19 protein-coding genes and 1 other RNA gene are annotated in these 20,836 nt (G+C 68.1%); 9 read left to right on the forward strand and 11 right to left on the reverse strand.

The window, feature by feature from the left end; all coding sequences use genetic code 11:
- Window positions 1–12 precede the first annotated feature (12 nt).
- Window positions 13–399: a transfer-messenger RNA gene (gene ssrA / locus ACSQ9E_RS06470) on the forward strand.
- A gap of 96 nt (window positions 400–495) precedes the next feature.
- Here the strand turns inward: ssrA and ACSQ9E_RS06475 are convergent.
- Genes ACSQ9E_RS06475 through ACSQ9E_RS06495 form a run of 5 tightly spaced genes read right to left on the reverse strand, consistent with a single transcriptional unit; the run spans window position 496 to window position 5,993 of the window.
- On the reverse strand, window positions 496–999 hold the full coding sequence (locus ACSQ9E_RS06475; RefSeq protein WP_436217220.1) for a DUF2127 domain-containing protein: 504 nt from the start codon (window positions 997–999) through the stop codon (window positions 496–498).
- 44 nt (window positions 1,000–1,043) lie between these two features.
- Window positions 1,044–1,640, reverse strand: a complete 597-nt coding sequence (locus ACSQ9E_RS06480) for a DUF2894 domain-containing protein (RefSeq protein WP_436217221.1) — start codon at window positions 1,638–1,640, stop codon at window positions 1,044–1,046.
- Window positions 1,637–2,287, reverse strand: coding sequence for an OmpA family protein (locus tag ACSQ9E_RS06485; protein ID WP_057269515.1), 651 nt, complete (start codon window positions 2,285–2,287; stop codon window positions 1,637–1,639). Before ACSQ9E_RS06485 ends, ACSQ9E_RS06480 begins: the two co-directional genes overlap by 4 nt.
- Window positions 2,284–5,220 (reverse strand): DUF802 domain-containing protein, encoded by a 2,937-nt coding sequence (locus ACSQ9E_RS06490; RefSeq protein ID WP_436217222.1) that lies wholly within the window; start codon window positions 5,218–5,220, stop codon window positions 2,284–2,286. Before ACSQ9E_RS06490 ends, ACSQ9E_RS06485 begins: the two co-directional genes overlap by 4 nt.
- Complete coding sequence (locus ACSQ9E_RS06495) at window positions 5,217–5,993, reverse strand: DUF3348 family protein (protein WP_436217223.1); 777 nt, start codon at window positions 5,991–5,993, stop codon at window positions 5,217–5,219. Before ACSQ9E_RS06495 ends, ACSQ9E_RS06490 begins: the two co-directional genes overlap by 4 nt.
- Before the next feature lie 382 nt (window positions 5,994–6,375).
- Between ACSQ9E_RS06495 and ACSQ9E_RS06500 the strand changes: the two genes are divergently transcribed.
- Window positions 6,376–6,513, forward strand: a complete 138-nt coding sequence (locus ACSQ9E_RS06500) for a hypothetical protein (protein WP_436217224.1) — start codon at window positions 6,376–6,378, stop codon at window positions 6,511–6,513.
- A 23-nt stretch (window positions 6,514–6,536) separates the two neighbouring features.
- On the opposite strand, the gene ACSQ9E_RS06505 is transcribed toward ACSQ9E_RS06500, so the two are convergent.
- The 5 genes from ACSQ9E_RS06505 to ACSQ9E_RS06525 all read right to left on the reverse strand — a co-directional run bounded on the left by ACSQ9E_RS06505 (window position 6,537) and on the right by ACSQ9E_RS06525 (window position 13,372).
- Window positions 6,537–8,657, reverse strand: coding sequence for a TonB-dependent receptor family protein (locus ACSQ9E_RS06505; RefSeq protein ID WP_436217225.1), 2,121 nt, complete (start codon window positions 8,655–8,657; stop codon window positions 6,537–6,539).
- Window positions 8,658–8,738: 81 nt separating this feature from the next.
- Window positions 8,739–9,419 carry a hypothetical protein gene (locus ACSQ9E_RS06510; protein ID WP_436217226.1) on the reverse strand — a complete coding sequence of 227 codons (681 nt, stop codon included), beginning with the start codon at window positions 9,417–9,419 and terminating at the stop codon, window positions 8,739–8,741.
- A complete protein-coding gene (locus ACSQ9E_RS06515; RefSeq protein ID WP_436217227.1) occupies window positions 9,419–10,999 on the reverse strand; it encodes a substrate-binding domain-containing protein in 1,581 nt (526 codons plus the stop codon). Before ACSQ9E_RS06515 ends, ACSQ9E_RS06510 begins: the two co-directional genes overlap by 1 nt.
- 2 nt (window positions 11,000–11,001) lie before the next feature.
- Window positions 11,002–12,237 (reverse strand): toxic anion resistance protein, encoded by a 1,236-nt coding sequence (locus ACSQ9E_RS06520; RefSeq protein WP_436217228.1) that lies wholly within the window; start codon window positions 12,235–12,237, stop codon window positions 11,002–11,004.
- A 10-nt stretch (window positions 12,238–12,247) separates the two neighbouring features.
- Window positions 12,248–13,372 (reverse strand): hypothetical protein, encoded by a 1,125-nt coding sequence (locus ACSQ9E_RS06525; RefSeq protein ID WP_428000006.1) that lies wholly within the window; start codon window positions 13,370–13,372, stop codon window positions 12,248–12,250.
- A gap of 241 nt (window positions 13,373–13,613) precedes the next feature.
- On the opposite strand from ACSQ9E_RS06525, the gene ACSQ9E_RS06530 reads away from it, so the two are divergent.
- From ACSQ9E_RS06530 to ACSQ9E_RS06560, 7 genes are all read left to right on the forward strand, one after another.
- Window positions 13,614–15,938 (forward strand): EAL domain-containing protein, encoded by a 2,325-nt coding sequence (locus ACSQ9E_RS06530; protein ID WP_436217229.1) that lies wholly within the window; start codon window positions 13,614–13,616, stop codon window positions 15,936–15,938.
- A gap of 93 nt (window positions 15,939–16,031) precedes the next feature.
- Window positions 16,032–17,291, forward strand: coding sequence for a SpoIIE family protein phosphatase (locus ACSQ9E_RS06535; RefSeq protein WP_057269508.1), 1,260 nt, complete (start codon window positions 16,032–16,034; stop codon window positions 17,289–17,291).
- A gap of 8 nt (window positions 17,292–17,299) precedes the next feature.
- Window positions 17,300–17,689, forward strand: a complete 390-nt coding sequence (locus ACSQ9E_RS06540) for a DUF1987 domain-containing protein (protein ID WP_436217230.1) — start codon at window positions 17,300–17,302, stop codon at window positions 17,687–17,689.
- A gap of 9 nt (window positions 17,690–17,698) precedes the next feature.
- Window positions 17,699–18,424, forward strand: coding sequence for a GGDEF domain-containing protein (locus ACSQ9E_RS06545; protein ID WP_057205940.1), 726 nt, complete (start codon window positions 17,699–17,701; stop codon window positions 18,422–18,424).
- 98 nt (window positions 18,425–18,522) lie between these two features.
- On the forward strand, window positions 18,523–18,828 hold the full coding sequence (locus ACSQ9E_RS06550) for a hypothetical protein (protein WP_057205941.1): 306 nt from the start codon (window positions 18,523–18,525) through the stop codon (window positions 18,826–18,828).
- A gap of 23 nt (window positions 18,829–18,851) precedes the next feature.
- Window positions 18,852–19,130, forward strand: a complete 279-nt coding sequence (locus ACSQ9E_RS06555; protein WP_057206232.1) for a hypothetical protein — start codon at window positions 18,852–18,854, stop codon at window positions 19,128–19,130.
- 106 nt (window positions 19,131–19,236) lie between these two features.
- Complete coding sequence (locus ACSQ9E_RS06560) at window positions 19,237–19,704, forward strand: hypothetical protein (RefSeq protein ID WP_057205943.1); 468 nt, start codon at window positions 19,237–19,239, stop codon at window positions 19,702–19,704.
- A gap of 28 nt (window positions 19,705–19,732) precedes the next feature.
- Here the strand turns inward: ACSQ9E_RS06560 and ACSQ9E_RS06565 are convergent, their stop codons facing one another.
- Window positions 19,733–20,752, reverse strand: a complete 1,020-nt coding sequence (locus ACSQ9E_RS06565) for an AraC family transcriptional regulator (protein WP_436217231.1) — start codon at window positions 20,750–20,752, stop codon at window positions 19,733–19,735.
- Window positions 20,753–20,836 lie beyond the last annotated feature (84 nt).

Genomic DNA, 20,836 nt, shown 5'->3' on the forward strand with positions numbered 1-20,836 from the left:
AATAGGAAGTCTGGGGCTGTCCTGGTTTCGACGTGGGTTCGGAGCCGGTGTGGTGCATGTCGAGCTTGATTCACGCTCGTAAATCTCGATTTAACAAACTAACTGCAAACGACGAACGTTTCGCACTCGCTGCTTAATTGCCAGTGAGCCTTGCAACAGTTGGCCGATGGGCTGGGCAAGGGGGTTCTGAGCAATCAGAGCCTCCCGGCTGCAAGGATAATTACATGGGCTGGCTCCGATCCGGGTACCTTGGATTGGGGCGAGACTTAAGGGTACTGGCGGCCTGTGTAGCGTGCGACTGCGCGACACAGGTGGCGAGACTCAAATCAGACCGCTAAACATGTAGATCTGCCCGGTGAAGGCTTGCGGACGCGGGTTCAATTCCCGCCAGCTCCACCACCTATCGACCAAAGGCGCTCATCCTGATCGGATGAGCGCCTTTTTTCTTGGGCATTGCCTGCAAGTTCGTGCCATTTGGCGCGGATTGGTGCACGATCACCCCTGCCGGCGCCGCCACAGCTGCTGCCCCAGGAATCCCACGACCGACATGTTGGTCAGCGCCACGGCGGCCGAAGCCACGCTCGGGTGGTGCGCGAAGTGCCACAGCTCAAACGGGATGTACAGCGCGCCCGAGAGCGCGCCCAGCCACTCGCCCCACCACCGGTCCTTCCACAGGCCATAGGCTTCGGTAAAGCGCACCAGCACATAGGCCGTCGCGGCCAGCAACAAGGGGCGGAGGTCGGCGCTGAGCAGTTGGTCGATATCGGTGAGGACCATGGCAGGGTAGCGGTCACCGGGCTTGAGGCCAATATGGCCGATGAGCGAGGCCACGACGTGGTGCAGGTCGTGGTGCAGCAGGCCCACGAATCCCAGGCTGGCCGCCAGCGCTGCAAAGCCCTTGAGCGCCTCGAATGCGGCGATGGCGCGCAATGCCTGGCGATGGGGCGGGGCGCCATCGCGTGCAGGCGGCTGGTTCGATGGGGTGGGTCGTCGGTGCATGCCTGCCATCGTAGCTGCGGGCGAGGCCTGCTCTCTCTCTGTATCTATCGCCTCGGCTTGCTGGTACGTGGCGCCCGGGGGGCGGGGCGCGCCAGAACAGCATTGGTCTGCTCCAGCCAGAGCAGCGCATCCATCTGCGCCATGAACCGGCGCAGGTAGTCCGGCGAAAGGGTGCGCATCAGACCCAGCGAGCGCAGCATGAGCTTGTGCGAGTTGAGCGGGCCGGCGTTTTCGGGCGCCTTGTGCAGCGCCTGCGTGACCTGCTGGTCGGCGGAGATCTTGGACCAGACCTCGCTGAACTGGCGCACGCTCTTCATCTCCGAGGTGCTGGTGCTTTCGCTGGTGCGCACGTGGTCGGCCTCGGCCTGGGCGCGTGCAGCCAGGTCGCGGTTGAGCAGGGCCAGGGGCGAGTCCGTTGTGCAGGTGGCCGCGGGTGGTGCTGGTGGTGTGGCGGGCGCAGTGCCGGCCCGCGCGGCGTAGTCGGCCACGGCGGCCTGCAGCCGCTGCTGCAGCAGCGCCTGCACGGCGGGCGGCTGCGCCTGCATGCGCCGCGCCAGCGCCTCCAGGTAGTGAAAGCGCGCGGCGTCGTGGCCATCCTTGCCATCCGCCTTCAATGACTCCAGCGTGGGCTGCTCGCTCATGGCGGCTTGGGTTGGGGGGCCTTGGGCACGGGTGCCATCTCCACACGCCGGTTCAGCGCGCGGCCCTTTTCGTCGGCGTTGTCGGCCACGGGCTGCTCAGCGCCGAAGGCGGCGGCGAACACCTGGGAGGAGGGCATGCCCTCTTCGGCCAGGGCGCGCGTCACGGTCAATGCGCGCTGGGCCGAGAGCTCCAGGTTGTCGGCAAAGCGCTGGTTGCCGCCGCTGCGCAGCAGGGTGTTGTCGGTGAAGCCGCTCACCATCAGCATTTCGTCACGCTCGCGCAGGTAAACCAGCAGGGGTTGCACCAGGCTTGTCAGCAACTGGCGGCCTTCGGGCCGCAACTCGGCCGAACCGGCCCCGAACAGCACGCTGCCGCTGATGCCGATGCGGCCGTTGCTCACGGTTACGCGGCCGCTGGCCAGGGGGATGGCCAGGGCTTTCTCCAGGGCCATGCGGCGCTGCTCTTCCATCTGGCGCTTTTCCACCTCCTGCTTGAGGCTGGCCACCAGGTCGATCTGCACCACCAGCACGCCCACCAGGATCAGCACGAAGGCGCCCAGCAGGCCGGCCATCAGGTCGCCGAAGACGGCCCAGACCGGGGCGGTCTGTTCGGTGGCGTCGTCCAGGGTGTCGTCGTAGCTGGTCACGCGGCCACTCCCTGCGCCGATGCTGCGGCGGCCGCCTGGCCATGCAGGCGGCGCAGGTCTTCGACGATGCCCTGCTGCGAGGAGATGCTCAGGTCGATCACCTCGCGCGCCTGGGCCACGTAGTAGGCCAGTTGCTCATCGCTGCGGCCCCGGGACTGGCCGATGGCGCTTTCGATGCCCTGCAGGCCCTGCACCAGCTTGTCGTTGCTGGCGGTGAACAGGCCCACGCCATGGCTGAACGACTCGCCCAGGCTGGCCAGCTCCACGGCACTGGCGGCCACATGCACGGCCACCTCGTCGACCTTGCCGGCCTGCGTGCCCAGCGCTTCGATGAACTGCTGGCCGGCCTGTTCCAGCACCTGCGTGGCCGAGCCCACCATCGACTCGATGGCCGCACGCTGCTGCCCTGCGGCCTCGTTCACGGAATGCAGCAGGGCGGAGAGCTGCTCCATCATGGCCGTGCGCTCTTCCAATGCGATGTTGTCGCGCTCGCCCAGGCGCGTCATTTCCTGGCGCAATTGGGTGATGACCTCGGCCGCGGCCTGCGGCACGTCGGAGGCGGTCTGCAGCAGCCGCGTGAGCGGCGCTTCGAGGGCCGAGCCCAGCGTGGCCAGGTGCCCGGCCACGGCGGCCTGCAGGGTGTCCAGGCGGTCCACCGCAGCCTGGCCGCGCGCGGCCTCGTCGTCGCGCAGGGCCGCCAGCTCGGTGCGCCACACGCCGGTGAGTGCGTCCATGCGCTCGCCCTGGGCCTGCTCCCAGCGGGCCTCGGCGTCCACGCGCGCGCGCAGCAGCGCGTCGGACTGCTCCATCAGCCGGGCAGTGCTGCCCAGGGTCTGCTGCACCTGGCCGGACATGCGCTCGGTGAGCTGGGCGGCGGTGTCTTCGAGGGTGCGGTACAGGCCCTGCTGCTGCTCCGCGGCCTGGGCGCCTGCGCGCTGCAGCTCTGCGGTGACCGTGCCGGCCATGCCTTCCATGGAGCGGCTCCAGGTCTCCAGGCGCTGCTGGTCTGCCTGCACCTGGGCCGTGTGGGATTGGGCGACCGTGTCCTGCAGCGATGCCAGCAGGGCGTTGGCGCGCTGCTCGAAGGACTGCGTGGCCGCCTGCAGCGCGCGGTCGAGCTGCGTGGCCGTGCCTTCCAGGGCCTGGCCCACGGCGCGCTGCTGTTCCACCGTCTGGGCGCCTGCGCGCTGCCATTCGGCAGCGAGGGTGCCGGCCATGCCTTCCATGGAGCGGTTCCAGCCCTCCAGGCGCTGCTGGTCGGCCTGGACCTGGGCCGTGTGGGATTGGGCGACCGTGTCCTGCAGCGATGCCAGCAGGGCGTTGGCGCGTTGCTCGAAGGACTGTGTGGCCGCCTGCAGTGCCCGGTCGAGCTGCTCGGTAGCACCCACCAGGGCCTGGCCTGCGGCGCGCTGCTGCTCCACTGTCTGGGCGCCGGCGCGTTGCCATTCGGCAGCGAGGGTGCCGGCCATGCCTTCCATGGAGCGGTTCCAGCCCTCCAGGCGCTGCTGGTCGGCCTGCGCCTGGGCGGTGTGCGATTGCGCCACGGTGTCCTGCAGCGAAACGAGCAGGGTGCCGGCCCGTTGGTCAAAGGCCTGGCTGGCGCTCTGCAGGGCCTGGTCGAGTTGCGTGGCGGCGCCGGCCATTGCCTGGCCCACTTCGCGTTGCAGTGCCGCGGCCTGGGCGCCTGCGCGCTGCCATTCGGCAGTGAGCGCGCTGGCCGTGCTCTCCATGGATCGGCTCCAGCCTTCCAGCCGCAACTGGTCGGCGGCGGCCTGGGCGGCGTGGGATTGGTCCACGGTTTCCTTGAGCGAACCCAGCAGCGCACCGGTGCGCTGCTCGAAGCCCTGCGTCACGGATTGCAGCGCCCCATCGAGCTGCGCGACCAGATGGCCCTGGGTGTCTTTGTGGCTGTGCAGCGCGTCGGTCCAGGTGGCGGCGACCTGGCGGGCTGTGCCCTCCCACTGGGCGGACAGGGCTTGCATCTGCGCATCGGTGGCCTCGCGCAGGCGCTGGTGCGAGCGCTCGGCCTCCTGTGCCAGGGCGGTCATGGCCTGTTCGACCACGGGGCGGATGGTCTCGCCGGCCTGGCGGGCGCTGGTGGTCAGGCTCTCCTGCAGCGACGCGCCCACGGTGCTGGCCAGCGTGGTGTACGCACTGGCCGCATCGCGGTGAAAGCCCTGCTGCTGGGTGACCAATTGCTCGTTGAGCTGCCCATGGCGGCGCTCCAGGCCCTCCATCAGGCCCTGCAGGCGCTCGGCAATCAGTGGCATGGCCTGGGCCTGGGCCTGCAAGGCGGCAAACATCGCTTCGCGCCGGTGGGTCGCCGAGAAGGGCCGCAGCACGGTGGCGATGCGGGTGTCGAGCAGGCGCAGCACCTGAAGGCGCTCGCGGCGGGCGATGGCGGACATCAGGCCCAGCATGGCCGAGGTGGCGACGCCGGCCACCGAGGTGCCGAACGCCAGGCCCAGGCCCTTGATGGGCGCGGCCAGTGCCGCGCGGATGGCCTCCAGGTTGGACGATGCCTCCAGCGCGAACACGGCGCCATTGAAGGTGACCACCATGCCCAGAAAGGTGCCCAGCATGCCCAGCATGACCAAGAGGCCCACCAGGTAGGGGGTGAGGGCCGGACCGGGCAGGGCCACGCGCTCGCCTTCGATGCGCTGGCGCACGGGCGTGCGCAAGGCAGGGTGCAGGCGCTCCAGCCAGGCACCCAGGTCCGCCTGCGGCGGTGCCGGGTCGTCGGCCAGCGCCGCAGCCAGCGAGGTGCTCGCCGAGCGGAACTGCGTCAACTCATAGGCGCCCAGCAGGTACACCCCGGCGATCACCGCCGTCATCGCCAGCGCCAGCGGGCTGGTCCCCACGAACCCCCAGGCCACCCATCCCACCACCGCCAGGCCGGCTGCAAACACGCCGGCCATCACACTCTTGTTCATTCCTGAATACCCGTTCTTTTGGTCTCGTTGCGGGCTGCTTCCAGCAGCCCCGTGATCGGTTGCAGGCGCACTTGCATCTCTGCCAGCAGCAGGGCCTGCAGGTCCTGCTCGAAGCTGGCCAGCCAGCCGCCCGCCCGGCGCCAGCGCATCGGGTCATCGGCCTGGCCCGAATCCTGAAGCCGCGCCTGGTGGGCTTTGCGCAGTTGCACGAAGCGCCGCTCCAGGTGGCCGGGCAGCGAGGCCCACAGCCGCTGCTCGCGTGCGCCCAGCATCTGCTCCATCACCCCGTCCAGCGCTGCCAGCTGCCTGAGCGTGGCCGAGCCCTTGAGCAGGCCTGCCCGCACCTGGGTGCGCAGTGCCACCAAGCGCATGTCCATCTGCTTTTGCTGTTCCAGGTAGCGTGGCCCGTGGGCCGCGAAATCGGCCTGGGCCTGCGGGTCGGGCTGCTCGACGGGCGTGTTGTCTGCGCGCTCGCGCACGGGCCTGGCAGGTTTGGCGGGTGCCGTGGCCAGGCGCGTGAGATCCGCCTTGGCTTTCTGGAAGATCTCCTCCAGTGCCAGGACATCCAGGGCCAGGTCCTGCGGCACTGGCGCCTGCGCGGCATGGGTCTCTATGGAGCGCAGCGAGCCGTTGAGCTCGACCGCGTCCACCACGCTCAGCCATTGGCCGAGTTGCCCGGCCACATCGCTGCCCACCGACGCGCGCTGCGCCTGCGTCCATTGCGCAAGCAGGACGACGAGGCGTGAACTATCGAGTCGGTGGGGTAGGGGCATCTGGAAAAAGCCAATCCACTGCGCCAAGCCTCCTTGGGAGGGCTGGCATCGGGGGCAGTCCCCGGTGGGCAAAACCGCGTATTTTCGTTCATATGGGCCAGCATCCTGAAAAGCGGGGCCCGGGCGTTGCAGGTGTTACATGCCCTGCTGGCCGAAAAATAGGCGCTGGCGGTGCATTTTTGACAAATAGATGGCAAGGCGATGTCTTTTTCTGCCATTTGTTGTCAAAATTCGCGAAACCATGGATGCGCGCAGAAGGGGTAATATTCCGGCGCCGGGGTGCAGTGGGCCAGTGCTGTATAAGCAATCAGTAATGCAATCCCCCAAATACTCTCCTGCGAATTCCTGCGGCTTTTGCGGTGCGACTAGCTACCGCCGCGTCGTGGCACGTGACACCCTTGGGGTTCTGCGCGCCACCGAGCGCCTGCTGTGCACGGGCTGCACGCGCGAGTTTCCCGATGTGAAGACCTGGCGCCAGGGGCGGCAGGATACGCCTGCGGCCTTTTCTCCTGCAGGGTAGGGGGCAGGTCTTCGCGCTGGCGGTTACAGGAACTGGGCCCGGAGTCCGAGCATGATTCGCCGGCCGGCGGCGGGCTCGAAAAAGCGTCCATTGCCGTCGTTCACGATGAGCGAGCCGGCGTAGCGCCGGTCCAGCAGGTTATCCAGGCGCGCCCAGGCCTGCCAGCGCGGGCTCTCGGTGGCTTTGCCGAAGGTGTACCCGGCGCGCAGGCCCACCACCGCAAAGCCGGGTGCGGCTTCGCTGTTCACATCGTTCGCAAATACCTTGCCGGACACATCCAGCGTGGCGCCCAGTTGCCATGCGGCGCCGGGCGTGTAGTCCAGCGCCAATTGCGCCACGTGGCGCGCGGTGCCGGGCAGGCGGTTGCCGGCGGCCACGCGGGCACCCCCTGCACCGCTGTAGGCATCACCGAAGAACGCATCCAGATAGGTGTAGGCGGCGCGCGGCTTCCAGGCGCCGGCCTGCGCGCTCCACGCCAGCTCCAGCCCACGGCGGCGCACGTTGTCGGCGTTCTGAAAGATGGTGCGGCCATTCACCGTGGCGGCGGGCACGATCTCGCTGCGGCTGCGTGCCTCGAACCAGGCGGCCTGCACCTGGTGCACTGCTCCCTGCCACTTGGCACCGATCTCCATCTGCCGGCTGCGCGAGGCCGCAAGGCCGAAGTTGGGCCCGGTGTTGTCCTGGCGGTAGGCCATCTCGGCCAGGGTCGGTGTCTCGAATCCGCGGCCCAGGTTGGCATACAGGTTGAGCTGGTCGCTGGCACTCCACACCACGCCCAGCACCGGGCTGGTCTGGCGCCAGGTGCGGGCGCCGCTGTCGTCGGGGTTGGTCGGGGTGATGAAGTGGTCGCTCACGCGCATGTCCACGCGGCTCGCGCGCAGGCCTGCAATGGCGCGCCAGGTGGGCGTGACCCATGCGTCCACCTGCGCGAACAGGTCAGTGTTGCCCGCGCGGTCGCGTTCGTTGCGCCGCAGTGCGCCCGGTGTGCCGTTCTGGTTGACCAGGCCCTGGCGCTGCTCCGACAGCCGGTCGGCATCGATGCCCACGGTCCAGGTGAGCGGCAGGCCCGAGGGCATCCTGGCGCTGTGCGTCCAGGCCAGGCCCAGGCCGTGGTAGTCGCGGTCCAGGTCCACCACGCCGCCGGCGCTGTTCTCGGCCGCGCCGCTGAACGCGAGGTACTGGGTGAGCGAGCGCTTGCCCCCGTAGGCGCGTGCGCGCACGCTGTCGGCCGCGCCCAGTTGCCGCTCCAGCACCAGGCCCCACTGGTTCTGCGCCACTGACTTGCGCGTGCCGAACGTGCCCGCCACCTCGGGCGCCTGGCGCGGATTGGCGTTGAACTGTGCGCGTGTCAGGCCCAGCGGGTCCTGCGCACCGGGCTGGTCGTAGAGGTTGAGCAGGGCAGTGATCTTCGTGTCCGCATCGGGGCGCCCCAACAGCTTGCCGTTGAGGTGGGTGCGCCGCGCGGCGCTGCGCTCGCGCCAGCCGTCGGTCTCGAAACGCGACACGTCCAGCAAGCCGCCCAGCGTGCGGTCGCCGAAGTCGAACGACACGTCCGCCAGGCGCTGGCCAAACGAGCCTGCCGCGATGGAGGCCTGCGCTGCCCCGCCCTCGCGCGGCTCGCGCGTGGTCACCTGCAGCACGCCGCCAGCCGCATTGCCGTAGAGCTGGGCCAGCGGGCCGCGCAGCACGTCCACCTGCGCGGCGGACTGCAGCTGCGCCGTAGCCGCCTGGCCCTGGCCGTCGGGCATGGTGGCGGGGATGCCGTCCACCAGAATGCGCACGCCGCGCACGCCGAAGGTGGAGCGGGCGCCGAAGCCGCGCACCGCGATCTGCAGGTCCTGCGCATGGTTCTGCCGGTCCAGCGCCACCACCCCGGCCTGGCCGGCCAGCAGCTCCGACAGGTTGACCAGTGGCGTGGGCGCGGTGAAGCCATCGACCTGCACGCTGGTATGGCTGGCCGCGCTGTCAAAGCGCCTCTGGGCCTGCGCGCTGCCCTGCACTTCGACGGGGGCAAGGGTGCCGCCTTCGCGGGTCTGTGCGGTGGCTGCGCAAGGCGCAAGACTGGCCAGCGCCGCCAATGCCGTGGAGAGTGCCTGTGCGCGGCGGTTGGCAGGAAGGCGGGGGTGGGCGAGGGCAGGGGGCATGGGCGGCTTGGAAGGAGTGGCGCGGCCAGCGTAGCGCAGGATGCCTGCACGGCCTGTCAGCCAATGTCCTTTTGAAGAGCCTCAGCCCATGCCCGCCAGGAAGTCCGGCTGCTGGAACTTCATCTCCAGGAACTTGCCGTTGGCCAGCAGGGCATGCGCATCGGCCCCTGCGACGTTGGCCACGATCTCGCGCATCTTGCCGTCGAGCAGGGCCAACTGGTCGGCCAGGATCTGGCGCGCGGTCTTGCCGTCCGTGAGCACATGGGTGGTGCGAAACGCGGGCGGCAGGGCCACGTAGTTGGCCAGTGTCTCGGGCAGGTAGCGCAGCACCGTCTCGCGCACGGTGAACAGGTTGGCGTCGTGGTGGCTGCGCTCGCCCAGCAGCCGTGGCAGCACCTCGGCAATGGAGGTGCGCACACTGCGCAGGTGGCCGTTCATGTCGGCCGTGAGGTGCGGCGCAACGCCTGCGGCCAGGGTGTCCAGCCGGGCCAGAGTCTCTTCGATTGTGAGCGTGTCCTCGATGCGGCGCTCGATCTGTGGCGCTTGGCCGCCGGCCCAGCCCAGCAGCCAGCCCCCCGCATAGAGCCCGGCGGTAATGAACAGCCAGCCCGGGCCGATGACGCCCGCGAACAGCAGCACCGGCCCGAGCAGCGCCAGCGCGCAGCCGGCGATGTTGCCGTTGCTGTACAGGGTGAGCAGCAGCCGCAGCTTGAGCGGGCGGCGGCCCTGCACGGCCTTGCCGGTGGAGGAAGCGGCCGGCATCACTGGTAACCCCGGATCTCCTTGAAGACGAGCGCCAGCGCCGCCTTGCGCCCGTCGAACACCCGCCCGCCCGTGAGCTGGGCCAGGGCCCCCATGTCTGCATTGCTGGCTTCGCCGAACAGGATGGGGAAGACGCGCGTTGCCTGCCCGCTGCCGGCCATGCGGTTGCGGAAGGCGTCGAGGTTCGGGCCATCGGTGTTCACGCCATCAGTGAGCAGCACGATGCTCACGTAGCGCTCGGGGTCGCTGGCGCGCTCTTTGGCGGCCAGAGCCTGGGCCTGCAGCAGGGCTGCATAGATGCCGGTGCCACCCGAAGCGCTCAACGCATCGGCATAGGCGGTGACCTGGGCCTGGCTGCCTGCCAGTGAGGCGCGCTCGAAGTTGACCCGCACCGGATCGCCCACGGTGTCGGAGAATGACAGCAGCACCACCCGCTCGCGGCTTTGAAAGCGCGCGTAGCGCGCGCTGGCTGTGCTCGCCTGCCCCCCGGCCAGCACCTTTAGGGCCTCGCGCATGGCGTCTATGCGCGGGCCCTGCATCGATCCGCTGGTGTCCAGCACGAATATCGAGGTGGCGGGCCGGCGCCATTCGCCCTGGTAGGCTGAGAGCACTGCGTCGATCACTTCCAGCCGGTTGGGAAAGCTCAACTCCGCCACGGTGTCGCTGGGCAGGCTGGCGGGCAGCATGATGTCCGGTGCCGTGGGGCGCAGGAAGGCATCGGCCGCCAGTTGGCGCTGCAGCGCAGGCGCCTTGAGGGCGGTCACCAGGCGGTCGTAGGCCCCGCGCTGCTCGGCGCGCAGCAGCATCAGCGGATAGTCGGCAGAGATCACGCCGTCCCTGGGGTAGACCAGCGCAAGCTTGTCCACCGCAGCCAGCTTCTCGTTGGTGCGCAGGATCACGGCCTCGTAGTTGACCATGCCGTCCAGCGCCGCAGGGTCCTTCACGAAGGCCTCGGCCAACCAGCCCGAGCTGCCGGCCGTGAGCTTCTGGCCCGACAGGAAGGCGGTCAGCACCTGGGTGTTGACCTCGGCGATGTCCAGGTCCTCGGTCTTGCCGGCCACGGCCGAGGCCACCGCGAACAGCGCGCTCATGCCGGTGTTGGAGCTCGTCGGGTTGGTCATGGCGTAGCGCAGGCGCCCGGCGCCTGCGGCTTTGGCGATGTCGGCCCAGGTCGGGGCCTGCCTGTCCCAGCCCAGCGCGGCGGCCTTGGCCGTCTTGACGCCCAGAGCCACGCGCGAGTAAAAGAGCTTTTCGCGCGCCAGCGGTTTGGCCGCAAGGGCCAGTGCCGGGTAGGCGCCGTTGGGCGGCAGGATGGCGTCGAACTGCTCTCCGGCGTTGATGCGTTCCACGATGTCCAGCGTGCCCGCATAGGACAGCTGCAGCCGCACATTGGCATCGGCCGCCGCCTTGAGCAGCGCGGGTTCGATGTCCTTGATCTCCGAACCCGCGAGCACGCTGAAGGTGGCCTGCGGGGCCGCCGCCTGAGCGGGCACCGCCGTGCCATCTTCGCGCTGGCCGCACCCGGCCAGAGCCAGCATCAGGCCGAGGGCTCCGGCCGCCAGCAGGCGGGCGCGGCGCATGGTCACAGCCGGACCTCGGTGCTGGCGCTGGCCGCCTCGGCCGTGCCGCGTGCACGTTCCAGGTAGGCGCGCGACTTGTCGACTTCGCTGGCCAGCGTGTTCACCGTGGTCTGCATCGAGTCCAGCGCCTTGAGCTTGAAGTCGGCGATCGTGTCCATGGTCTGGTAGATGTTCTGGAAGGCCTGCTGCAGCTTGGCGATGTCGATGGTGCCCGAGGCCGCCTGCTGGTGGATGGCCGCGCTCTGGTCGCGCAGCATCTCGCTGGTGGATGCGATCAGGTTGCCGGTGGTGGTGTTGAGTGCGCTGATCTGGTCGAGCACCAGCTTCTGGTTGGCCAGGGCCTGGGCCACGATCACCGCCGTGCGCAGCGCCGAGATGGTGGTCGTGGTCGCGCGGTCCACGCCCTTCATCAGCTCCAGGTTGTTCTTGCGGATCATGTCCAGTGCCAGGTAGCCCTGGATGTTCACGCTCATCTGCGTGAGCAGGTCGGTGACCTTCTGGCGCGTGTAGAACAGCATCTCCTCGCGCACCACGCGGGCCTTCTCGGGGTCTGCGGCGTCCAGCGAGTAGGCCTTGGCCTGCAGCTCGGTGTCGAGCTTCTTGCCGATGTGGATGTACTTTTCGAGCCGCTCCATCAGCGACCACAGGTTCTGCTTTTCCTGGTCGATGGCGGCGTTGTCGCGCATCAGCTCGTCCTTGCCGCGCTTGAGGGTCTCGATGATCGCGTTCAGATGCGCCTGCGAGGACTGGTAACGGTCGAAGTACGCCACCAGCTTGCTGCCCATGGGGATGATGCCGAGCAGCTTGCGCACCGAGAAAAGGTCGCCCTGGCGCGAGGGGTCGAGCTCCTCGATCTGGTGGCGCAGGTCGATCAGGCCCTGGCCGATCTCCGTGCCCTTGCCGAACAGGCCGTTCTGCATGGACTGCACGGGCCGCTCCAGCATGCGGTTGGACACGCTGGCCGAGGCCTCGATGTCCTTGTTGCCCATGGAATGGATGCGCTCCACGGCTTCCTTGAACTTGGGGTGCTGGCTGTCGTTCACCGTGATGTCGTCGATGAACTGGCGCACCTGGGTGTCCAGGGCCTGCACGTCCTCGGGTTTCAGGCGCACGCGCCCGCTGGCCGATTCGATGGGCACGGCCGCGACCGGCGCAGGGGGCTCCAGCACAAAGGCCTGCGCTGCTGCGGTTGCGGTGGGCGGTTGCAGGGGATCGGGCCTGGAGATGGTGTCGGTCATGAGGCAGTCCTTACTTGAAGCGGGTTTCGATGGCCTCGATCATTCGCTCCAGCCACTCATGGCTGGGCGGATCAATCACGTCGACGAGCACCTCGGGCACCGCGATGCCGCGCTGGGCCCAGGTTTCGGGTCCGCGCGTATCGCCACCGGTGCGAAAGCCATACTCATTGGCCAGTGTGCGCAGGGCGGGGTCGTTCTCCAGCGCGTCGCCCACGCGCGCGCCGGCGGGCGTGTAGGGCACCAGCACGTGTTTGGAAAATACCGTCGGCTTGGGGTACATGAGCACCATGTCGCTCTTGATCTTGTTCGGGTGCTTGAGCCAGAACTCCACCATCTGCGACTCGTAGGCCATGAGCAGCGGTGCCTTGCCCATGCCCAGCGCCAGGTAGTCCTCGAACGGTCCGGACGAGGACTGTTCCTGGAAACCCTGGCGCAGGAACAGCGGCGCCACCGTGGGCAGCACCCGCTCCACATCGGCCTGGCTCTGCACGATCTGCTGGTTGTTGGCCAGGTAGCTGGCCAGCGCCAGGTACATGGCAGCGCTGTTGGAGGTGCGCACATCGGTGGAGCTGATCAGCAGCGACTTGTTGGTCGAGAACGCCTGGCTGCCCTTGAGGTCACGCCAGCGCTTGCCCTTCTCGATCAGGTCCATCAGGGCCGGCAGGTCCACCAGGTAATAGATGTCGCCCTGGCGCTCGGCGATGCCGTTGGCCACCAGGATGTCGGCGATGGGGCGCCAACTGGCCAGCACCATGGGGGTGTAGAAGGGCGTGAATACCGCGCTGGCCTTGGCCTGTGCCTTGAGCTGGGCGGCGGCGGGTGCACCGGAGGGAAAGCCGAAGTCGTAGGCCTTGGCGTCGTAGCGTCCGGCAATGGCGCGCGAGCCGGCTTTCTCGATCACCACGGTGATGCCGCGCGCGGCCAGGGCCTGCTGCACGCGCGGGTCGGCAAAGAAGGCCTCCTTCTCCGAGCCGATAAGGCCGCGCGCCTGGACCTGCCGGGCCTGCTCGATGCGGGCAGCCTCCTGGGCATTGCGTTCGCCGGTCACGCTGGTGTTGGAGAACCAGATACCCCCCGCGACACCGGCCAGCAACAGGGCGGCGAGGAGCGGGGCGACGAACTTGCGGATTTCCACCGGTGGATGCCTCTTGGATCGTGTTGTTTGTGACAACGATGCTAGGGAGGATTTGTGACGGTTTGATTGCAGTGATGTGGCGGGCGCAGGCCCTGGGGCGTGCGAACTGGGCGTGCCAGGGTGCAAGAACTGCGTGAAAACACCGGGCTTTGCCGCATTGCTGTCACATTGGCCTGCGAAGGTGGGTAGGTCCGCCGTGTGACCTGGCAACTTGCAGGTTGCTCCTTCCTGCAAGCCCCGTATGCCTTCGCAACCCTTTCCCGCAACCTCCCATTCCCTGGCGTTCGACGACAAGCGCGGCCTAGCGGGCGCACTGCTGTGGATGCTGGTCGCCGAGGCCTCGCAGGCCTATGCGTTTGGCAGCCTGGACATGAGCCTCATCTGGCCGGCCGATGGCATTGCCATCGGGCTGGTGCTGGCGTATGGGCTGCGCATGCTGTGGTACCTGGGGGCAGCGGTGGCCTTGTGGCATGCGCTGCATGGCATCCCCGTGATGCAATCGCTGATCGGCGTGGTGGCCCTGGTGGCCGCTGTGTCGCTGGTGTGGTGGCTGGTGCAGCGTGACCGGCGCAGCGAGGCCGAGCGCAACCCGGTCGCTGCAGCCATCCGCTTCCACGCGCTGACCGTGTTACCCGGGGCGGCGGTCCTCACGGCGCTGGGCAGCTGGCAGTTTCTGCTCACGCCGGGCGAGCAGCCGGGCGGCGTGCTGCGCGTGGCGGGCGTCATGGGCATGTCCGAGGTGTTCGGCATCCTGCTGTTCTGCCGGCTGACCGAGCTGGCCGCCCATGCCCTCGATGGCGGCTGGAGGGCGGGCCCGCTGCGCTGGGCCCGCTGGCAGACCTTCTGGTTGGCCGGGCTGGTGGCGGTGATGGCGCTTGCGCACTGGGGCTCTTCCCTGGCGGGTATGGGCGTGGGCCCGTCGGCGCGCTACATCGTCTTTCTGCTGGTGGCCTGGGCCGCCTATCGGGGCAGCCCCTTGTTCGTGCACCTGACCACGGCGCTGTCGGCGCTGACCCTGCTGGCGTTCGCGCCGCCTTTGGTGGCCGGCCAAAGCCCCTACCTGGCGGTGCTGGACCAGGCCGTGCTCATGGTCTGCCTGGCAGCGCTCAGCTTCTTTGCCTCGGCGACGATGGAGCATCGCTGGCAGATGGAGCGCAGCCTGCACGAGGCCGCCAGCAACGATGGCCTGACGGGCTTTCTCAACGAGCGCGGCCTGCTCAAGGCCCTCCAGGCGGCGGGGCCGGTCCACCTGGTCGGCATCAGCCTGCACAACCTGGAGCATGTGGTGGGCCTGATCGGCCTGGGCCGCACGCGCGAGATCGAGCAGGACATGTCGATCTATCTGCGCAACCAGTGGGGCCGCAGCTGCATCTACGCGCGGCCACGCGATGGGTTCTTCGTGGTGGCCGTGCCTTTGGCAGGGGGGGATGTGGACGCGCGGCTGCTGCAGCTGCGCGCCGCGCTCGACGGGCGCCGCTATGTCTTTGCCGAGCACAGTGTGCGCATCCAGGCCGCGCTCGGGCTGCTGCCGCTGGACGAGGGGCAGGCCCTGGGCGACGACATCCTGGCGGCACTGATGCTGCTGTGCGAGGTGGACGGCGATCCCGCATTGAGCGAGCGCCATGCGCACGGCGGTGACCTGGCGCCGGGCCACCTGATGCGCATCCGCCGAGGGCAGCTTTCGCAGGTCGAGGCGCTCAAGGACGCGCTGCGCCTGCCGGCTGGCAACCCCGAGACCAGTGGCCTGTGGCTGGCCTGCCAGCCCATCCGCTCGGCGCACGGCGACCACGATGGCGACCTGGGGGTCGAGGTGCTGCTACGCTGGGCGTCGGGCAATGGATCGAACCACCTGCCTGGGGAGTTCCTGCCTCTGGCCGAACGCTATGGGCTCATGCCCCAGGTGGACCGGTGGGTCATCACGCAGGTGTTCGCGGCCCTCGTGGCCCATGGCATCACCCACAGGGACCTGGGCAAGGTGGCCATCAACCTGTCGGGCTCGTCGGTGTCGGACCCGCGGCTGCTGGCCCACATCGACCAGTGCCTGGCCACCAGCGGGCTCGACCCCGCAATGTTCTGCTTCGAGGTCACGGAGACCGCCGGCATCGTGCAGCGCAGCCGCGCGGTGGACCTGCTGGCCAGCCTGCGCGCCATGGGGGCGCGCACCTCGCTCGATGATTTCGGCACGGGCCTCGCCACCTTCGACTACCTCAAGTCGCTGCCGCTCGATTTCGTGAAGATCGACGGCAGCTTCGTGCGCGACGTGCTCTCCTCGCGGGTCGATCAGCGCATCGTGCTGGCCATCTGCGACGTGGCCCGGACCATGGGGCTCACGACCATTGCCGAGTTTGTCGAGACGCCGGCCCAGCGCTCGCTGCTGGCGGCCTACGGCGTGGACTATGTGCAGGGCTTTGGCATTGCCAGGCCCATGCCGCTGACACAGTACCTGCAGCAACTGGTGCGTCGCGATCCGCGCTCCGCCACGCCGCTGGCGCCGGCCCGTGCCCTGGCCGGCCGATGGCAGGCAGGGCATGGCCGCCTGGTGCCGCGCATGGCGCCAGGTGAATGACATGGCGCCCAGGCCAGGGCTTTTTGTCACGCAATCGCAATATGCGACTTGTAAGCTCTGGTGTCATTCCCTGCCGCATGGGTCACCCTCTTCATGTCCGAACTCCCCGCCTATCTGCACGACTGCCGCCCGCGTTTTCGCCAGCCCAGCGCTGGAGACATGTGCACCGAGGTGCCCTTTATGGCGGTGGAAGAGACCAATGAAAAGGTCATGGAGATCTTCAGCGAACACAAGGACCTGATCAGCCTGCCGGTCGTGGAGGGCGGGCGCCCCATTGGCCTGATCAACCGCGACATCTTCATGTCCGAGATGAGCAAGCCCTACCGCTGGGAAATCTACGGGCGCAAGAACTGCATCGCCTTCATGGACAAGGCGCCGCTGATCGTCGACGCCGAGATGGGCATCGAGGAACTGACATTCAAGACCGTGGAATACGGCGAGAAGGCGCTGTCGGACGGCTTCATCGTCGCCCGCGAAGGCGCTTTCGTCGGCGTGGGCCATGGCCTGCAGCTGATGCGCGTGGTGGCCGAACTGCAGGCCGCGCGCAACCGCCAGGTGATGCACAGCATCGAGTACGCCAGCGTGATCCAGCGTTCCATGCTGCGTGCATCGCGCGATGCCCTGGTGCAGGCACAGGCCGATGCCGACCTGGTGTGGGAGCCGCGCGACGTGGTGGGCGGCGACTTCTACCAGTTCACTGCCATGCCCGACGGCTGGTTCGCCATGGTGGCCGACTGCACCGGCCACGGCGTGCCGGGCGCCTTCATGACGCTGATCGCATCGAGCACCCTGGGCAAGGCCATCGAGCAGTACGGGCCGCGCGATCCGGCGCAACTGCTCTCCAGCGTCAACCGCAGCATCAAGCAGATGCTCGGCCAGATGGACGGCCAGGACGACACACCGGGATCCGACGACGGCATGGACGCCGCTTGCTTCTGGTACCAGCCTGCCACGCGCGAGCTGCGTTTTGCCGGCGCGAACCTTTCGCTCTTCGTGCTGGCCCCCGGTGCGCAAGCGGTGCAGGTGGTGGCTGGCGAGCGCAAGGGCGTGGGCTACGTGGACAGTGACTTCGACCACACCTGGACCAACCAGAAGGTGGCCCTGGCGCCTGGCAGCCTGGTGTTCGTGACTACCGATGGCCTGATCGACCAGGTGGGTGGCCCCAAGGCCATCACCTTCGGCAAGCGCCGCATCCAGGAGGTGATCGTCGCCCAGCGCGAGCAGACCCCCGCGCAACTGAATGCCGCCATGCAGCAGGCGCTGCAGGATTGGCAAGGCAGCCACCAGCGCCGCGATGACCTGACATTCTTCTGTTTTCGGGCCCAGGTTCACACCCCCGGCCCCACACCCTGAAATCCCGGATGGACAACCTCTACATACCCCCCACACCCAGCTCGCCGGAAGTGGACTTCAAGTTCGACGAGAACACGCTCAGCCTGCGCGGCGAGTCGTACCCCGAGAATGCCGCCGCGTTCTATGGCGATATCCTGCGCCAGCTGCAGGCCTACCTGGGCGCCCGCAGCGACCAGAAGATCCAGGTCAGCATTGCCCTGGCGTATTTCAACAGCTCCAGCACCAAGATGCTGTTCAACCTGGTCGGCCTGCTCAGCGATGCCGCCGAGGCGGGTAACCAGGTGGTGCTCAACTGGTTCCACGATGAAGAGGACGACACGATCTTCGAATTCGGCCAGGAGCTCAAGGACGACTTCACGGCCATCCACTTCGTCAACCACGCCGTGAAATCGGCGTGACGGGTTTCGATGTCCGAAGCACCTGACCTGTTCGACGCCGAAAGCCGTGCCTTGCTCGCGGCCCGCCTGGCCTTCGATGATGCGGCCGGCTCCCCGGGGCTGCACCGCCATGCCCTGGGCGAGCTCCTGACCTCCTACGAGCGCCTGCTGCGCGAAACACGCCGCATGGTGCGGCGCAGCGACCGGGCCGAGCTGGAGATGAACCAGCTCAACCAGCGCCTGCAGGACCTCACCGGTCAACTGGAGTACCGCGCCACGCACGACCCGCTCACCGGCGTGCTCAACCGTGCGGCCATCATCGAGCGCTCCAACCGCTACCTCGCCAGCGACAGCCTGGCGCTGATCGTGCTCGACATCGACCATTTCAAGCGCGTCAACGATTCGTTTGGCCATCCGGTGGGCGACACGGTGATCTGCGGCGTGGTGGATTGCCTCAAGGGCGTGGCACCCTCCATCGCCCAGATCGGGCGCGTGGGCGGGGAGGAGTTCACGGCGTTGCTGCCCGGTCTCTCGCTCGAGTCTGCCGGCCACGCCGCCGAAGGCATGCGCCGGGCGATTGCGGCCCATGATTTCCAGCTGCCGGACGGCAGCCGTGTGACCGCGAGCTTTGGCGTGAGCTGGCACGAGCGTGGCAGCAGCTTCGACGCGGCCTACGGCAGTGCCGACGAGGCCCTGTACCAGGCCAAGCGGGCTGGGCGCAACCAGGTGGCCCGCGCTGCCATGGCCGTGGCCTGAGGCACTGCGCGTGGTGCATTGCCGCCACACCGGCCCGCCATGGGTGCATTTGTCTTTGAAATACTGTATATTTTTACAGTATCTAGAAGGAGCCACCCATGGACACCATCGAAACCACCTACAGCGTCGCCCTGCGCGACTACCCTGAACTGCCGGCCAAGGAGCGCACAGCTGCCGAGGCCCGCTACCTGCGTGTGCTGGAGCGCAAGCTGGGCGGCCCCGACGTGGTGGCCGATGCGCTGCGTGCCGTGATGCAACTGGAAGAGTCTGACGGCAATGATGTCAGCGCCGAGGACCTGGCCATGGCCGGCCAGTGGACGAAGGCGGCCAATGCCGCCCGCGAGGCCGGCTACCAGGGCCTGGGCGAGGTCGATGGCGCGTACTTCGAAGTGCGCCTGGCCTGATGCCGGGCGCAGAGATCGCTGGCATGACGCTCGATCAATGGGCCATCGCAGTGCTCGGCGCCGTTGCCGTGTGGCTGTCCCAGTCCGCCCATGAGCCTGCGCGCCGCCTGGCCTGCCTGGCCGGGCTGATGGCGCAGCCATTTGCCTTCTACATCGCCTGGCAGGCCCAGCACTGGGGTGTGCTGGCGCTGGCGGTGGTCTTCACCCTGGCCTGGCTGCGCGGCCTGTGGGTGCACTGGCTGGTGCCGCGCCGCCAGGTGGGGCTGGCCACCATTCAGATGGTGCCGGGGCGCAAAGCCTGAAGCCCGACTCTCTTGCGCCGGCCCATGGCCGCCTGTGCGATGGTCTTAATTTTCTTGACCGCAGCCTCCCCACCTGCCACGGTCGGTGATCTACCGGAGATTGCCTATGTTCACAGAGAAGATGCCTTCCAACAGCCAGACTGCCTTGCGCAGGGCGCGAGACTGCCATGAAATCCGGCAGGCGTATACCGCGTTTCTTGCCTCGCTCAAGCAGGCCAGCGGCTTGCCCGATGTGGGCTTCTTCGTGGCCGATGTGGGGCAGGACGTGGTGATCACCACGCCCTCGGGTGAATCGTCGCCTTACCTGCTGATCTGCAGCGATGGTGCCGAGGCGGTGTGGGGCCGGGTCTTGTTTCTCACGCTCAATCCTCTTACCGGAACCCGGTTGCCCATCTTTGCGGTGCGCCTGCGCCCCGACGCGGTGGTGCTCAACGACGAGGGCACGCGGGAGTGGGAAGCCAGTTTCAAGGAGGGTGATCCTTTCAACCAGATCGAGATCAAGCAACTGGTCTATGAACTCATGTACGGACAGATCGCGTTCAACAGCAAGGGGCTGATTCCGGAAGACGCCTGAGCGCTGGGGTGCGTTCCGGGTGCAGCTGTCAGACCCCCTGTTGCAGTAGTGCCCGGTATTGCCCAGGCGGCATGCCGAACCAGCGCTTGCAGGCGCGGAACATGTTGCTCTGGTCGGCAAAACCCAGCAGGTCGGCCACTTCGGTCAGGTTGCGGCGCGGGTCGGCCAGGTACTGGCGTGCGAGTTCGCAGCGCGTGTCGTCCAGCAGTTGCTGGTAGGTGGCCGATTCGGCCTGCAGCCGGCGTTGCAGGGTGCGGTCGGTCATGTTCAGGCGCGCGGCGATGTCGTCGCGGCGTGGCTCGCCCTTGTGCAGGATGCGCGCCACCTCGGCGCGCACGCGCGTGCTCGCCAGCGAGTGGCCCAGGTGGTCAAGCTCGGTTTCCACCAGCCGCTCGTGCATGGCCCATAGGCTCGGGTTGTGCGTGGGGATGTCGGCCAGCATGTCGGCTTCGGCCAGCAGGATGCGGCTGGCCGGCTGCGCGAAGCGGGGCAGCAGGCCGAAGGCTTTTTCGTAGCGTGCCTCGCTGCCAGGCGCCGGCTGCGGCGTGGTCAGTTCCACGGCGATGGGCTTGAGCTCGCGGCGCGTGAGCCAGCCGCACAGCGTGAACAGGGTGAGCAGCGCGTATTCGACCCGCTGGCGCGGAACCGGGCGCGTACCGCCGATGTGCGCGATGGAGAACCAGTAGCCGCGCGCTTCGCGCTCCAGCTCGAACGCGGTGCAGTCGGATATCACCGCCATGTGGCGCGTGAGGTGCTGAAAGCCGACCATGAGGTTCGGGCCCGATGCAAGCGCGTAGCCCACCACGTCCACGTTGCCATAGCGCGCGGTGAGCTGGGGGCACAGCCCCAGGTCCAGCTTGCCGGAGCGCGCCACGGCCAGCTCCCACAGCTGGCTGATCCGGTCCACATCCACGCGCGCATGGGGCTGCTGCAGCGCCGCCAGGTCGATGCCGGCCTCGCTGCACAGCTCGGCCACGGGCAGGCCCTCGGCGGCCATCATGTCGGTGGTGCCGCGCACCCAGGCGGCGGAACTTGTGCGGGGGGTCATCGGGTTGCGATCAAGGTCACGGTGGGCTCAGGGTTTACGCGGGGTGGGAGCTGAAGTCAGTGTTTTGGCAAGGTTGCGATAGTA

The sequence above is a fragment of the Acidovorax sp. LjRoot118 genome (assembly GCF_964253575.1).
Taxonomy (GTDB): Bacteria; Pseudomonadota; Gammaproteobacteria; order Burkholderiales; family Burkholderiaceae_C; genus Acidovorax.